At 51.8% G+C, this 14992-nt stretch carries 13 protein-coding genes; all 13 read left to right on the top strand.

Annotated features, from left to right (window positions below):
- The first annotated feature begins 107 nt into the window (after positions 1 to 107).
- The 13 genes from LWL52_RS12875 (at position 108) to ftsA (ending at position 14987) form a co-directional block, all read left to right on the top strand.
- Positions 108 to 683 (top strand): hypothetical protein, encoded by a 576-nt coding sequence (locus LWL52_RS12875; protein ID WP_242920428.1) that lies wholly within the window; start codon positions 108 to 110, stop codon positions 681 to 683.
- 463 nt (positions 684 to 1146) lie between these two features.
- Entirely contained in the window at positions 1147 to 1614 is a 468-nt protein-coding gene (mraZ, locus tag LWL52_RS12870) for a division/cell wall cluster transcriptional repressor MraZ (protein ID WP_242920425.1), read from the top strand.
- On the top strand, positions 1614 to 2528 hold the full coding sequence (rsmH, locus tag LWL52_RS12865; protein WP_242920423.1) for a 16S rRNA (cytosine(1402)-N(4))-methyltransferase RsmH: 915 nt from the start codon (positions 1614 to 1616) through the stop codon (positions 2526 to 2528). Before mraZ ends, rsmH begins: the two co-directional genes overlap by 1 nt.
- Before the next feature lie 40 nt (positions 2529 to 2568).
- Complete coding sequence (locus LWL52_RS12860) at positions 2569 to 3012, top strand: FtsL-like putative cell division protein (RefSeq protein WP_242920421.1); 444 nt, start codon at positions 2569 to 2571, stop codon at positions 3010 to 3012.
- On the top strand, positions 3002 to 5107 hold the full coding sequence (locus LWL52_RS12855; RefSeq protein WP_242920419.1) for a penicillin-binding protein: 2106 nt from the start codon (positions 3002 to 3004) through the stop codon (positions 5105 to 5107). The genes LWL52_RS12860 and LWL52_RS12855 overlap by 11 nt, the downstream gene beginning before the upstream one ends.
- Positions 5107 to 6570, top strand: a complete 1464-nt coding sequence (locus LWL52_RS12850; protein WP_242920417.1) for a UDP-N-acetylmuramoyl-L-alanyl-D-glutamate--2,6-diaminopimelate ligase — start codon at positions 5107 to 5109, stop codon at positions 6568 to 6570. Before LWL52_RS12855 ends, LWL52_RS12850 begins: the two co-directional genes overlap by 1 nt.
- A gap of 51 nt (positions 6571 to 6621) precedes the next feature.
- Positions 6622 to 7842, top strand: a complete 1221-nt coding sequence (gene mraY, locus LWL52_RS12845; RefSeq protein WP_242920415.1) for a phospho-N-acetylmuramoyl-pentapeptide-transferase — start codon at positions 6622 to 6624, stop codon at positions 7840 to 7842.
- 7 nt (positions 7843 to 7849) lie between these two features.
- A complete protein-coding gene (gene murD, locus LWL52_RS12840) occupies positions 7850 to 9193 on the top strand; it encodes a UDP-N-acetylmuramoyl-L-alanine--D-glutamate ligase (protein WP_242920413.1) in 1344 nt (447 codons plus the stop codon).
- 33 nt (positions 9194 to 9226) lie between these two features.
- On the top strand, positions 9227 to 10396 hold the full coding sequence (locus LWL52_RS12835; protein WP_242920411.1) for an FtsW/RodA/SpoVE family cell cycle protein: 1170 nt from the start codon (positions 9227 to 9229) through the stop codon (positions 10394 to 10396).
- On the top strand, positions 10389 to 11501 hold the full coding sequence (gene murG / locus LWL52_RS12830) for an undecaprenyldiphospho-muramoylpentapeptide beta-N-acetylglucosaminyltransferase (RefSeq protein ID WP_242920409.1): 1113 nt from the start codon (positions 10389 to 10391) through the stop codon (positions 11499 to 11501). The genes LWL52_RS12835 and murG overlap by 8 nt, the downstream gene beginning before the upstream one ends.
- Positions 11498 to 12907 (top strand): UDP-N-acetylmuramate--L-alanine ligase, encoded by a 1410-nt coding sequence (murC, locus tag LWL52_RS12825; RefSeq protein ID WP_242920407.1) that lies wholly within the window; start codon positions 11498 to 11500, stop codon positions 12905 to 12907. The genes murG and murC overlap by 4 nt, the downstream gene beginning before the upstream one ends.
- On the top strand, positions 12894 to 13655 hold the full coding sequence (locus LWL52_RS12820; RefSeq protein WP_242920405.1) for a cell division protein FtsQ/DivIB: 762 nt from the start codon (positions 12894 to 12896) through the stop codon (positions 13653 to 13655). Before murC ends, LWL52_RS12820 begins: the two co-directional genes overlap by 14 nt.
- A gap of 12 nt (positions 13656 to 13667) precedes the next feature.
- On the top strand, positions 13668 to 14987 hold the full coding sequence (gene ftsA / locus LWL52_RS12815) for a cell division protein FtsA (protein WP_242920403.1): 1320 nt from the start codon (positions 13668 to 13670) through the stop codon (positions 14985 to 14987).
- Positions 14988 to 14992 lie beyond the last annotated feature (5 nt).

The raw sequence follows: 14992 nt of genomic DNA, 5'->3' as shown, positions 1-14992 counted from the left end.
TAACTATTAAAGGGTTGTGGGAGTATGCAACAGCTATAGTTATACTTTTTGATAACTAAGTACAGCAATTGCTTCATCTAAGCTTTTCACCCTCTATCAATCCTTTCATGAAATCACCTTTACCTTCCTTGCGGATGTTGGTTGGGCTTGTGTTGCTCACCCTGGTGGGGAGGCCTGTGCTGGCCGGCAACAATCCGAATTCTGTTAAAACAGGCGTCAGTTATGTATGGCTCTCCGATTATGACAGCCAGGGAATCATGTTCAGTGACCAGTTCACGCATTACCTGCGGGGCAATAAAATGGCGCTGGGGCTCAATGTCGGCTTGCTGGCAGCTTCCCGTTTTGATGAGATGAAGCAGATCTACGCCATCAAGAATACGTTTTACATGGCCACCCTCGAAGCCAGTTACGACCTGCTCAATAACGAAACGATCCGGCTGCGGGTGGGAGCAGGCCCCAGTGTGCGGCACCGGGCCGAGATCAGTTCCAGCGATGCCGACCAGGGTACCATCGACGGCTCCGTAAAACACATCAAAACTTCGGAAGCCGGGTTCAATGTTTTCCTGGCAAACGACTTTGGCGTCTTGCGCCATGGCGTGGCCGGTGCCCGGATAGAGTACTTTCATTATGCCAAAGGCACCCCCATTTTGTCGCTGGGGATGCACATTGGCTTTGCCTTTTAAGCAGGATAAAATCCGGTTTGCAAGGGAGCTTTTAGCTCCCTTTTTTGTTGCCCTTTCCGGATGGTTTGGAGGGCAAGCAAGCCCCTGGCTGGCAGGGTGTTTTCCCACTTTTGATCACGAGGTCTGGAAAAACCTACCACTTTGCCCCACTCTTTCCACGATTTACCACCCTGCCTGTGGATATCTATCGAAAATAGGTAATATTATATATTTTTGCTGTTAAATAATTGTAAATCAATTAGTTGAAATATTAAAAGGTAGTATGTTAAGCAATTGCAAGCTTCAAAGCAAAAAAACTTATACCCAAAATATAGGGTTTGTGGTGTGGATAATGTGGATAAGTGGGGTGGATAACCATAATTTATCCACAAAGTGGTAAAAAGTGGTAGATTGTGGTTGTTGAGTTTTGCTGAATCGCTACATTTGTATACTCCGAGAACCACACGGATAAAAACCCATAGATATGAACTTCCTCTCCGGCGAGTACGAGTGCAAGATCGATCCGAAGGGAAGGTTGGTTTTACCTGCAAAGATAAAAGCCAACCTGCCGGAGGCGTCTGGCAATCACGTGGTGCTGACAAGAGGATTTGAACCATGTCTGGTGCTTTATCCGAAAGCCGACTGGAAAGTGATTTATGATAAAGTGGCGGGCCTGAACGAGTTTAACGAAGAGTACCGCCAGTTTCAGCGCAACTTCTTCCGGGGCAATACCGAGGTGGAGCTGGATGGCGCCGGCCGTTTTATTGTGCCCCGCACGATGGCGCGCTTTGCAGAACTGGACAAGGAAGCGATAGTAGTGGGGTTGGGTAACCGCGTGGAGATTTGGAATCCGGACAAGTATGATGAGTTCCTGATCAAGGACCAGCAGAGTTTCTCGCAGCTGGCCCAGAAGTTTTTAGGAGATAAACCAGGCGAGGAGCCTTTGATTTAATGGAATACCATCGTCCCGTATTGTTGCAGGAATCGGTTGAGGCCATGGGCATCAGACCGGATGGCGTGTACGTGGATGTGACCTTTGGCGGGGGCGGCCACTCGGCCCTGATTTTAAGCAAGCTTACAGCCGGTAAGCTGTACAGTTTTGACCAGGACCGCGATGCCGAGGAGCAATCCCGCAAGTTGGAAGGGGAAACTTTTCAGTTTGTGCGGGCCAATTTCCGCGATCTGAAAAAGTACCTGCGCCTGTACCGGGTAAAAGAAGTGGATGCCATTCTGGCCGACCTGGGTGTTTCGTCGCACCAGTTCAACGTGCCGGAGCGTGGTTTTTCCACTCGCTTCGATGGGCCGCTGGATATGCGCATGAATCCCGAAGCAGGTACCACTGCCAAGGAAGTGCTGGAAACTTACTCTGAAGAGCAGTTGCACCGCATCTTTGGGATGTATGGCGAGGTGAAAAATGCCCGTACCCTGGCTCGCACGATTGTGGAGAAACGCGCCCGGGCGCCACTCGATACGATCAATGATTTTAAGCAGGCCATCAGCTCCTGCACACCGAAAGGTAAAGAAAATAAATACCTGGCCCAGGTATTTCAGGCGCTTCGCATCGAAGTGAACGACGAAATGAAGGCGCTGGAAGAGATGCTGCAGCAGGCGGCTGAGGTGCTCAAGCCTGGTGGCAGGCTGGTGGTGATTTCTTACCACTCGCTGGAAGACAGGCTGGTGAAGAACTTTATCGCCAAAGGCAAATTTTTTGGAGAAGTAGAGAAAGATCTTTTCGGCAACGAGCTTAAACCACTTGATGCTGTCAGTCGCAAACCGATCGTTCCTTCGGAACAGGAATTACTGGAAAATAGCCGCTCACGGAGCGCCAAACTGAGAGTAGCAGCAAAACGAGAACTGGATGATTGATTAACAGCTAACCTGGTTAGCTTCAAATAAAGCATTAATTATGGCTTCGAACCTGATGACTAAAAAAGCAACCGCGCCCCGCTACAACACGGTGCGTGTGAAGCCAGAGGAAGAGGTGGTGCAGCCAAAAGCGCCGCAGCCCAAAGCCAGGAGCTTCAGCTTATTTGCGCTGCTCGACAAGTATGCCAACATCGATTCGTTGTTTGAGGAAGGAGTGCCGCTCAAGTATATGCCGCATGTCCTTTTTCTGACGTTTATTACCCTTTTCTATATCGGCAACACCCATTTTGCCGAAAAGACGATCCGTAAAATTGATAAGATCAAAGTAGAGACCGAAGATTTGCGGGCCGATTATACGACGCTCAAGTCGGAGTATATGGAAGCCAGCAAGCAGTCGGAAGTGGCGCGTAATGTAGCCCCGCTCGGCCTGATCGAAAGTTCATCGCCCCCTTACCAAGTGCTTGTACCTGCCGATGAATATTAAGAAATCCATACTGGTTCGTGTGCGGATAGCCTTTCTGGCTATCTGCCTTTTTGCATGCGCCATTGTGTACAAGGTAGTTGCTATCCAGTTTATGGATGGGGCGAAGTGGAAGGAGATCTCCAAGGAGCGGCGCATTCATTATCAGCCTGTGTTTGCTACCCGCGGCAATATCTACTCCGACAACGAGAGTATACTAGCCACCTCGCTGCCTTTTTACCGGGTTGCTTTTGATCCTACCGTATCGGATGCGGAGGTTTTTAATGCCGGTGTCGATTCCCTGTCCCTGCTGCTGTCGCGGTATTTTAAGGACCGGCCGGAAGAGTACTATCGCCGCAAGATCAAGAATGCCCGCCATGCCGGGCGGCGTTATATTCGCCTGAACGGCCGCCAGGTTGATTACCAGGCTAAAAAAATGATGGCCAAATGGCCTATTTTCCGTTCCGGCAAAAACAAGGGAGGTGTTATTTTCGAGAAGGTCGAAAAGCGCTTTAAGCCGTTTGGCATCCTGGCGGACCGCACCGTGGGCTTTATAAACGAAGACAAGAACGGCGCAGGACTGGAGTATAGCTTCAACAGCGACCTGGCCGGTACCGATGGGGAGGCTCTTTTTGAGCGCATTGCCGGGGGCAACAAGCAGATTAACGATGGCACAGAAGTACAGCCCCAGCATGGCTACGACATCCGGACAACGCTCGATATCAACCTGCAGGATGTGGCGGAGAACGCCCTCTATAAAACGCTGGAGAAAACAGATGCCGACCATGGCTGCGTGATTCTAATGGAAGTAAAGACCGGCGAGATCAAGGCCATTGTGAACCTGGGCAAAACCACCGGCGGCTACATCGAGGATTATAACTATGCTGTGGGCAGCCAGGGACGCACCGAGCCGGGCTCTACCTTTAAGCTGGCCTCGATGATGGCCATGTTCGAGTATACCAACAATGCCCTCAGCCTGGGAGATACAGTGGATACCGGCAAAGGAACCTATCGCATCAAGAACACCACCATGAGCGACTCCAAGCACGGGGGCAATGGGAAAATAACGGTGCAGCAGGTATTTGAGAAATCCTCGAACATTGGGGTGGCGAAGCTGATGGAGAAAACCTTCGGCAATAACCCGCAGGCCTATATTGACTACCTGCATAAATTCGGGCTGGATAACACGTTGGGCTTCCAGATGGATGGGGAAGCCAGGCCATTTATGAAGAACCCCAGCGACCGTACCTGGTATGGCACGACCCTTACTTCCATGGGCATTGGTTACGAGCTGAAAATCTCGCCGCTGCAGACGCTGGCTTTTTACAATGCTGTCGCCAATAATGGCGTAAAAGTGCAGCCCATTATCGTCAAGCAGATCAGTAAAGCAGATAAGGTGATCCAGTCTTTTAAGACGCGGGTGCTGGTAGACAAAATATGCTCTGATGAGACCCTTAAAAAGCTGAAGACGATGATGGAAGGGGTAGTGGAGAATGGCACTGCCAAAAATATCCTGAGCGCAGACTATAAAGTGGCCGGCAAAACTGGCACGGCCCGAAAGGTGAAAGACGGCCGCTATGTGCGGTCCTATTCCGCCTCATTTGCCGGCTACTTCCCGGCAGACAACCCCAAGTATAGCTGCATTGTAATCATCGACGACCCGAAAGGGGTAAATGTGTATGGGGGAGATGCGGCGGCGCCGGTGTTTAAAGAACTGGCCGATAAAGCGTACGCCCGCGACCTGGCCATGCACCGGCCTTTGAAGGACCGGGTTGTTGCCAACAAAGAGAGTTTGCCCCAAATTAGTGCCGGCAGCTTTGATGACCTGTCGCTGATCTGCAATAAGATCGGCATCAGCAACCACCCTAATGTGTCTCCGGATGAAGAATGGATAAAAGTAGAGCCGGCTAAGCGCTCGCTAAACTTTAAACCAAACCCGGTGCTGGGTGGCCTGGTGCCGGATGTAACAGGTATGACTCTGCGCGATGCGCTCTACATTCTGGGAAATCAACACCTGCAGGTAAAGGTAGAGGGGGCAGGCAAGCGGGTAAAACAGCAGTCGTTGGAGCCGGGTGTTGCTATTGATAAAGAGAAACAGATAACGATTGTGCTAAGCTGATGCAGTTGCTGCAAACCATATTACAAGAGGTTAAGGTCCTGAACACAAAAGGTTCGCTGGATGTGCCGGTTGCGGCCATTACCTTCGATTCGCGGCAGGTGCGTGAAGGGGTAGCCTTTGTGGCCACTCGTGGCGTCCAGGCCGACGGTCATGATTACCTCCCGCAGGCGGTAGCTGCAAAAGCCGTTGCTGTTATTTGCGAGGAATTGCCGGCGGAGCTGGCACCGGACATCACGTATGTGGTGGTGCAGAACTCGGCCGAGGCGCTGGGCAAAATGGCGTCGGCTTTTTATGGCCATCCTTCCCGCAAACTGCAGTTAATCGGCGTGACGGGCACCAATGGTAAAACCACCTCGGTTACCTTGCTCCACAAGCTGTTCCGCGAGCTGGGCTACCATGTGGGGCTGCTCTCTACGGTGCAGAACCAGATCGATGAGACCGTCATTCCGGCCACCCATACTACGCCCGATGCGGTAAAGCTCAACGAGCTGCTGGCGCAGATGGTGCAGGCCGGGTGCACGCATTGCTTTATGGAGGTAAGCTCCCATGCCATGGTGCAGCAACGCGTAGCCGGACTGACATTTGCAGGGGGCGTGTTCACCAACATCACCCACGACCACCTGGATTATCACGGCACGTTTGACGAGTATATCAAAGCAAAAAAATCCTTTTTTGATATGCTACCGAAAAGCGCGTTTGCCCTGGTAAATGCCGACGACAAGCGCGGACCGGTGATGGTGCAGAACACCAGCGCCAGCGTGCATTACTTTGCCTTGCGCAAGATAGTGGATTTTAAAGGCCGCATCATCGACAATACCCTGCAGGGCCTGCACCTAGAAGTGAACGGGCAGGAGATCTGGTGCAAACTGATCGGGGCTTTTAACGCCTATAACCTGCTGGGGGCTTACGGCGTAGCCGTGCTGCTGGGCGAGGATGAGGTAGAGGCGCTGACCGTGCTCTCGGCCCTTGATTCTGCTGCCGGGCGCTTTGACTATATCGTATCGGCCACTCAGGTAACGGGCATTGTGGATTACGCCCATACGCCGGATGCACTTGAAAACGTGCTGCAAACGATCGGCGAAATCCGCAATCCTACCCAGAAAGTGATTACGCTGGTTGGTTGTGGCGGCAACCGCGATGCGGCCAAGCGGCCCATTATGGCCGATATCGCCTGCCGCTTCAGCGACAAAGTGATCCTGACCTCCGATAACCCGCGTTTTGAGGAGCCGCAGGCCATTCTGGCCGAAATGCAGAAGGGCGTAAAACCGCTCGACTACAAAAAAACGCTCTCGGTACTCGACAGAAGGGAAGCCATCAAAACGGCCTGCATGCTGGCCGAGCCGAACGATATCATCCTGGTGGCTGGCAAAGGCCACGAGACATACCAGGAAGTGAAAGGCGTTAGGTATCCTTTTGATGACAAACAGGTATTGCGCGAGACGCTGGAGCAACTGGGAAAGTAACTATAAAACAGCCAAGTATAAAATAAGCTAAAGGTAACCGAATACAACTAAATGCTATATTACCTCTTTACATACCTCGACCGCAAGTTCGACCTTTTTGGAGCTGGTGTATTCCAGTATATCTCCTTCAGGGCAGGTATGGCTACTTTGGTGTCGCTGCTGATTGCCATGATCTTTGGCGGTAAACTGATCAAGGTCTTACAACGCAAGCAGGTGGGCGAGAGCATCCGCGACCTGGGCCTGGAAGGCCAAATGGAAAAGAAAGGCACCCCGACCATGGGCGGACTTATTATCCTGATGGCCATTCTGGTGCCGGTACTGCTGTTTGCCCGCCTCGACAATACCTACATCCTGCTGATGCTTGTTTCTACGGTATGGCTTGGGATGATCGGTTTTCTGGATGATTATATCAAGGTTTTTAAAAAGAACAAGGAAGGGCTGGCCGGCCGCTTCAAGATTCTGGGCCAGATCGGCCTGGGCCTGATTGTAGGATTAACGCTATACTTCTCAGACGACGTAACGGTGCGCCAATATATATTTGCAGACGGCAGCACCTCGGCTGTAAATGCCAGCAGGCACTTTGTGGATGTCAAGTCCATGATCACCACCATTCCGTTCCGCAAAAATAACGAGCTGGACTACTGCAACCTGTTTGCCTTTGCCGGCCCGCTGTTCCAGGACTGGTCCTGCTACCTCTACATTCCGTTTGTGATCCTGGTGATTACGGCCGTATCGAACGGAGCCAACATCACAGACGGTATTGATGGCCTGGCGGCAGGCACTTCCGCTATCATCGGCACCACGCTGGCCATTTTTACCTACGTATCGGGAAACACCATTTTTGCCGATTACCTCGACATCATGTTTATCCCCAACTCGGGCGAGCTGGCCATTTTCTGTCTGGCTTTTGTGGGGGCCTGCGTGGGCTTTTTATGGTACAACACGTATCCGGCGCAGGTATTTATGGGCGATACGGGCAGTTTGGCCATTGGCGGTATTATTGCCGTACTGGCGCTGATCGTGCGCAAAGAACTGCTGATTCCTATACTTTGTGGCATCTTTTTGATCGAAAACCTGTCGGTGATGCTGCAGGTAAGTTACTTTAAGTATACCCGGAAGAAGTATGGCGAAGGCCGGCGCATTTTTAAGATGTCGCCCCTGCACCATCACTACCAGAAAATGGGTTACCACGAGTCTAAAATTGTAGGCCGCTTCTGGATCGTGGGGATCATGCTGGCCATTCTGACATTGGTAACGCTCAAACTACGCTAACACGAAAATGAAGATAGCTATACTTGGTGCGGGAGAGAGCGGCGTAGGAGCCGCTTTGTTGGCAAATGCCAAGGGGCTCGACGTGTTCGTGTCGGACATGGCCCCGATAAAGAAGCCCTATAAAGCCAAGCTGGCCACCGCTGCCATTACTTTTGAAGAAGGTACCCATACTTTTGAGCGCATTCTGGAGGCTTCGGAGATTATCAAAAGCCCGGGCATTCCGGACAAAGCGCCGATCATTCAGGAGGCAGTAAAGCGTGGCATCCCGGTGATTTCGGAGATCGAGTTTGCTGGCCGTTATTCAAAAGCAAAATTCATCTGCATTACGGGCACCAACGGCAAAACCACCACCACGCTGCTCACCTACCACCTGCTGCACAACGCAGGTGTAAATGTGGGGCTGGCCGGCAACATTGGCGAGAGCCTGGCCGAGAAGGTGATCGATGACAAGCACGACTATTACGTGGTGGAGCTGAGCAGTTTCCAGCTGGACAACATGTATCAGTTCAGGGCCCATATTGCGGTACTGACCAACATTACGCCCGATCACCTGGACCGCTACAACTATAGCATGGACAAGTATGCGGCCTCAAAAATGCGCGTGGCGCAGAACATGAAGGGCAGCGACTTTTTCCTCTTTAATGCCGACGACGAGAACATTGCGAAAGCTTTTGAACCGGCAGCTTTTGGGGGTACGGCCGTGCCGTTCTCTCTGCAAGGGGCTGCGCAGGCGAAAGTAACTATGGATGGCAAAACGATCCACGTGGACGTGCCTTTTTACACAGGTGCTGTGGATACGTCAGGATCAAGTCTGATCGGTAAACATAACCAGTACAACACCATGGCGGCTGTGGCGGTAGCCAAACTCGTGGGTGTGGAAGACGAAAGTATAGCCCGCTCACTGGAGACGTTCCAGAATGCGGACCACCGGCTGCAGGAAGTAGGCGTAGCCAAAGAGGTAACCTACATCAACGATTCCAAAGCGACCAACGTGGAAGCAGTGTGGTATGCGCTGGAAGGAATTAAAAGCCCGATCATCTGGATTGCAGGTGGCGTGGACAAGGGCAACGACTACAGTACGCTGGTAGAGCTGGCCCGGGAGAAGGTGAAAGTGCTCATCTGCCTGGGGAAAGATAATGATAAACTGAAGCAGGCGTTTGGGAAAGTAGTGCCGATCATTGCCGAAACGACTTCCATCGATTACGCCGTGCGCCTGAGCCGCTCGCTGGCAACGCCCGGCGACGTGGTGCTGCTCTCGCCGGCCTGTGCCAGTTTTGATCTGTTTAACAATTATGAACACCGTGGACAGCGTTTTAAAGAGGCTGTAGAGAAAATAGTGTTGAAGAAATAGCGGGAAAATATCAAACCGATTTAGCCAGAGGTTATGATTAAGAAGTGGTTACAAGAAAACTTGAAGGGAGATCCTATGCTCTGGGGCATAGTGTTCTTTTTCTCCATTATCAGTGTGCTGGTGGTATACTCTGCCACGGGTACGCTTGCGTACAAAAAAATGGAGGGCAATACGGAATATTTTCTCTTTAAGCATACTTCCCTCATCCTCATCGGCCTCGCTTTTATGTGGGCTGCCCACAAGATCAACTACCGGTATTACTCCAAGCTCTCGTTGCTGGCGCTGTTTGTGTCGGCGCCGTTGCTGCTCGTTACGTATTTCTACGGCTCCAATATCAACGAAGCATCCCGCTGGATCACCATTCCCGTGATCAACCAGACGTTCCAGCCTTCTGACCTTGCTAAACTGGCCCTGATCTCTTACCTGGCCAGCATGCTTTCTAAAAAGCAGCAGATGCTGCACGATATCAAGCGAACGCTGGTGCCTATTTTTGCCTGGACAGTCGTTATTTGCGCCCTGATCGCCCTGACCAATACCTCGACTGCCGTGTTGCTGTTTATGACCTGTATGCTGCTGATGTTTATTGGCCGCGTGCCGATGAAATACCTGGCCGCCGTGGTGCTGATCGGGGTAGTAGTTGGGGGAGCTGCCCTGGTTTTTGGCCAGCGCATGAGCACTGCTGTCAGCCGGGTAGAGGCTTTTATGGACCCGACCAAAACAGCTTTCCAGTTAGAACAATCTTATATCGCTATCGCCACAGGTGGTATTGTAGGCAAAGGCCCTGGCAATAGCGACCAGCGGGATATTCTGCCGCACCCGTATTCGGATTTTATTTATGCCATTATCCTGGAAGAGTATGGCTTGCTGGGCGGCGTTGCGGTGCTGTTCTTATACCTGGCGCTGCTCTACCGGGGGCTGGTGACGGTAAGTAAAAGTAACGGGGCTTTTGGCGGTTTGCTCTCCGCCGGCCTTAGTTTCAGCCTCGTTATCCAGGGGATGATCAACATGGGGGTAGCCGTGGGCCTGGGCCCGATCACGGGTTTGCCGCTGCCGCTGCTGAGTATGGGCGGCACGTCCCTGATCTTCACCGGCATTTCGCTGGGCATCATCTTAAGTGTAAGTCGTACTGATGTAGAGTTTGAGCGTGCAGCCATGGGAGCTGCCGGCACCAAAGCACCTGCAAAAGCACCTGTAAATGCCTGATTCTAACCGACCATATCGCATCATTATCAGCGGTGGCGGCACCGGCGGGCATATTTTCCCGGCCATTGCCATTGCCAACCAGATCCGGGTGGTTAATCCGGCGGCTGAGATCCTGTTTGTGGGTGCCAAAGGCCGCATGGAAATGACGCGGGTACCCGAGGCAGGTTATAAAATTGTAGGGCTTTGGATCAGTGGCCTGCAGCGGCGCCTGACGCTGGATAACCTTTCGTTTCCATTGAAGGTGATCTCCAGTGTGCGGGCAGCGCACCGGATCATCCGCGAGTTTAAGCCCGATGCTGTAGTAGGCGTGGGAGGTTATGCCAGTGGGCCATTGCTGTATGCTGCCACTTCGCGCAACATTCCGGCCCTTATTCAGGAGCAGAACTCGTATGCCGGGATCACCAACAAATTGCTGGGCAAGCGGGTGGGCAAAATATGTGTGGCCTATCCGGGTATGGAGAAGTTCTTCCCGGCCGAGAAGCTGGCGCTGACCGGTAACCCGGTGCGCTCCGACATCATGGCCGGCCATGCCAGCAGAGCCGAGGCTATGGCGCATTTCGGGCTGAACGAGACGAAAAGAACAATACTGGTGATAGGCGGAAGCCTGGGCGCCAGAACCCTGAACCAAAGTATGGCGGCCGGCCTGGATCAACTGGCGCAGGCAGGCTACAATGTAGTATGGCAAACGGGCAAGCTATTTTTCCCGGAGGCCCAAAAACTGGCAGCTAAGTATGAGGCGCAGGTAATTAAGGCATTTGATTTTATAAAGCGGATGGACCTGGCGTATGCGGCGGCCGATGTGGTAATTTCCAGAGCAGGCGCGTTGTCTATTTCAGAGCTATGCCTGGCGGGTAAGCCTGCCGTGCTGGTGCCTTCGCCCAATGTGGCCGAAGACCATCAGACCAAAAATGCCATGGCGCTGGTGCAGCAGCACGCCGCCATCCTGGTGCGTGATGCCGAAGCAGGTGAAAAGCTGGTGCCTGCCGTGCTGCAGCTGGCCAAAGATGACCAGGAGCAACAGCGCCTGCGCACCAATATTCTGAAAATGGCGCGGCCTGATGCTGCTGTCGATATTGTGAACGAGTTACTAAAACTGATCAGGTGAAACTGGAGGACTATACATACATCTACTTCCTGGGCATCGGCGGCATTGGTATGAGCGCCATTGCGCGCTGGTTCAATGCCAAAGGTTATCCGGTATGGGGCTATGATAAAACCCGCACCCCTCTGACAGAGGCCCTGGAGCAGGAAGGTATACGCGTGCACTACTACGACAACCTGGCTAAACTGCCTGAAGAAGTGCTGCAGCACCCAAAAGATACGCTGGTGGTGCTCACGCCGGCCATTCCGGCTGAACACACCGAATGGAACTACCTCAAGGCGCAGGGCTATACGATAAAAAAACGCTCCGAGGTGCTGGGCATCATCACTGCGGCGGCTTACACGGTGGCAGTTGCGGGCACGCATGGTAAAACCACCACGTCCGCTATCGTAACGCACCTGTTGCACTACGCCGGGGTCGATTGCTCGGCCTTTCTGGGGGGCATTGCTACGAATCTGAACTCGAACCTGCTGATCGGAAAAGGAGAAGTAGGTCAGGAAGTGATCGTGGTGGAAGCCGATGAGTATGACCGTTCGTTTCTGACGCTCTTCCCTGATATTGCCATCGTAACATCAGCAGATCCGGATCATTTGGATATTTATGGAAACAGGGAGGAACTGATCCGGACGTTCCAGAAGTTTATAAGCCAGGTAAAGCCGGGCGGCTATCTCTTTTTACAGGCAAGCACCGATCCGTGCCTGGCCGATCTGGTGCAGCCGGGCGTGCAGGTGGTACGGTATGGCTTAACACAGGGAGAAGCGTACGTGCAAAACCTTAACATCAGCGGGCACTGGTTCGAATTTGACCTGGTGAGCCCTTTCGGTAACATAGCCTCGTTGCGCCTGCCCGTGCCTGGTTATCATAACGTGGAGAACACGGTGGCGGCTATACTTGCTGCGCAGGTGCTGCAGGTGCCGGAGCAGGAAATCAGGGCGGGTGTGGCGCGTTTTGCAGGCGTCAAGCGCCGCTTCGAGTTTGTGTACGAAAGCCCGGACAAAGTATACATCGACGACTATGCGCATCACCCCAAAGAGATCGATGCGTTTATGACTTCCCTGCGTGCCCTGTATCCGGACAAACGAATTAAGGTACTATTTCAGCCGCACCTTTTCACGCGTACCCGCGACTTTGCAGAGGCGTTTGCAGAAAGCCTGAGCCAGGCGGATGAACTGGTCTTGTTAGACATCTATCCGGCACGGGAAAAACCGATTGCCGGTGTTACTTCGGAGCTCATTCTAAGCCAGGTTAAATGCGCCGTAAAGACACTGCTGCCGAAGGATAAAATTGTTGAAAATCTATTCAAAAACGGTGATTTTGATGTTTTGGCGACTGTTGGCGCCGGGGATATCGACACCTTGGTAAAGCCCCTCAAAATATTTTTAGAAAATAATCGGTATGGGCTTGAATAGTAAAATAAAATCTTTAATTTTTGCAGGTTGTAGCATTGTCACGATCGGCGCTTTGGCAGGATTTGCTTCCTCTAAGCAGAGTGGAAAAATCTGTGAAAAAGTTACAATAAATATTGATAATGAGTACAATAATTACTTTATTGGAGATAAAGAAGTTCGTGACTTGCTCACCCGGCAGGGAGACCGTAAATTAGAGGGGCTCCCGAATCAGGAAATTGATCTGAAGCACCTTGAAAAACGCTTGGAAGCGCATAAATTTGTAAAAGATGCGGAAGTATACCGCGGACTGGACGGAAACGTTCATGTAAGTGTAAAACAGACAAGGCCAATAGCAAGAATTATACGAACAGACCAGGATGTCTACATTGATGCAGCCGGAAACATACTTCCGCTCTCAGACAGATACACCGCTCGTGTAATCCCGATAACCAGGTCGGCCCTGAGCAGAACCTCTGAGAAAGGCTTTTTTCAGGATTCGGTCGGCCAGTCTTATCTTTCTTTGCTGCAGTTCATCGAGAACGATCAGTTTTGGAAGGCGCAGTTAGCTCAGATGCACATTGATGGCAAGGGCAGAGTTTCTTTCTTACCACAGGTAGGCGAGCATACTATTGAGTTTGGCAAGCCTACCGACGTGGAGGCGAAGTTTAAGAAACTCATGATCTTTTATAAAGAGGTGCTTCCTGTGATGGGATGGGACAAGTATAAAAGAGTGAATGTAGAATTTGATGATCAGATTATTTGCGAATAATATAAACGAGATATGCAGAACGACAAAATAGTAGTAGGCTTGGACATTGGCACCACCAAAGTTTGCGCGCTTGTTGGTCGGAAAAATGAATTCGGGAAGCTGGAGATACTGGGTATGGGCAAAGCCATATCCGAAGGAGTGGTGAGAGGAATTGTGAGCAACATCGACAAAACCGTGGATGCGATCAAAAAAGCAATTCGCCAGGCAGAGGAACAGTCCGGAATCAACATTGGTGTGGTGAACGTGGGTATTGCAGGGCAGCACATCAAAAGCCTACAGCATAATGGCAGCATCACCCGCCAGGTAACAGACCACGAAATTACCGTGGACGATGTCAATCGCCTGACCAACGACATGTACCGGCTGGTAACGCCTCCGGGCAGCGAGATCATTCATGTGATGCCACAGGAGTATAAGGTAGACTATGAAGAAGGCATTGTGGACCCGGTGGGCATGTCGGGCGTGCGCCTGGAAGGCAACTTCCATATCATCACGGCCCAGTCCAACGCCATCAACAACATCAACAAATGCGTGACCCGCGCCGGGCTCGAGATCGATAACCTGATCCTGGAGCCGCTGGCCTCCTGCCTCTCCGTATTGAGCGACGAGGAGAAGGAAGCAGGCGTTGCTTTGGTGGATATTGGCGGTGGCACCACCGACCTTGCCATCTTTAAGGACAATATAATCCGCCATACGGCAGTTTTACCTTTTGGAGGAAGCATTATTACGTCCGATATCAAGCAGGGCTGTATGGTGATGCAGAACCAGGCGGAGCAGCTGAAGGTGAAGTTCGGGAAGGCAATTGCCGACGAAGCCTCTGAAAACGAGATTGTTTCTATCCCCGGATTGCGGGATCGTACGCCAAAAGAGATATCTTTGAAGAATCTTGCCTATATTATTGAGGCTAGGATGGAAGAGATCATCGAACTGGTGTATGCCGAGATCGTGCGCTCTGGCTTTGCCAACAGCCTGGCAGCCGGTATTGTGGTAACAGGTGGCGGCGCGCAGATGCAGAACCTGGTGCAACTGGTAGAATATATTACCGGCATGGATACCCGTATCGGCTATCCGAACGAGCACCTGGGCAAATCGAAGATCGACGCGGTGAAGAGCCCGATGTATGCCACCAGTGTAGGGCTGGTGTTGGCCGGATACCAGCCAATAGACCAGCGCATCGAACATTATGTGGAAGCGCCGGCACACGAGGAGTATAACAAGCCGGTACAAAAGAGCACTACTACGAGCACAAGCACGAGCAATAGCTCCGGTGGTTTGCTACAAAAGCTCAAGGGCTTTTTATCAGACGACATAGACAACAAACAAAGTTATTAACCCAT

Source organism: Pontibacter liquoris (genome assembly GCF_022758235.1).
Taxonomy (GTDB): Bacteria; Bacteroidota; Bacteroidia; order Cytophagales; family Hymenobacteraceae; genus Pontibacter; species Pontibacter liquoris.
This window is presented reverse-complemented; position numbering and strand designations above follow the sequence as displayed.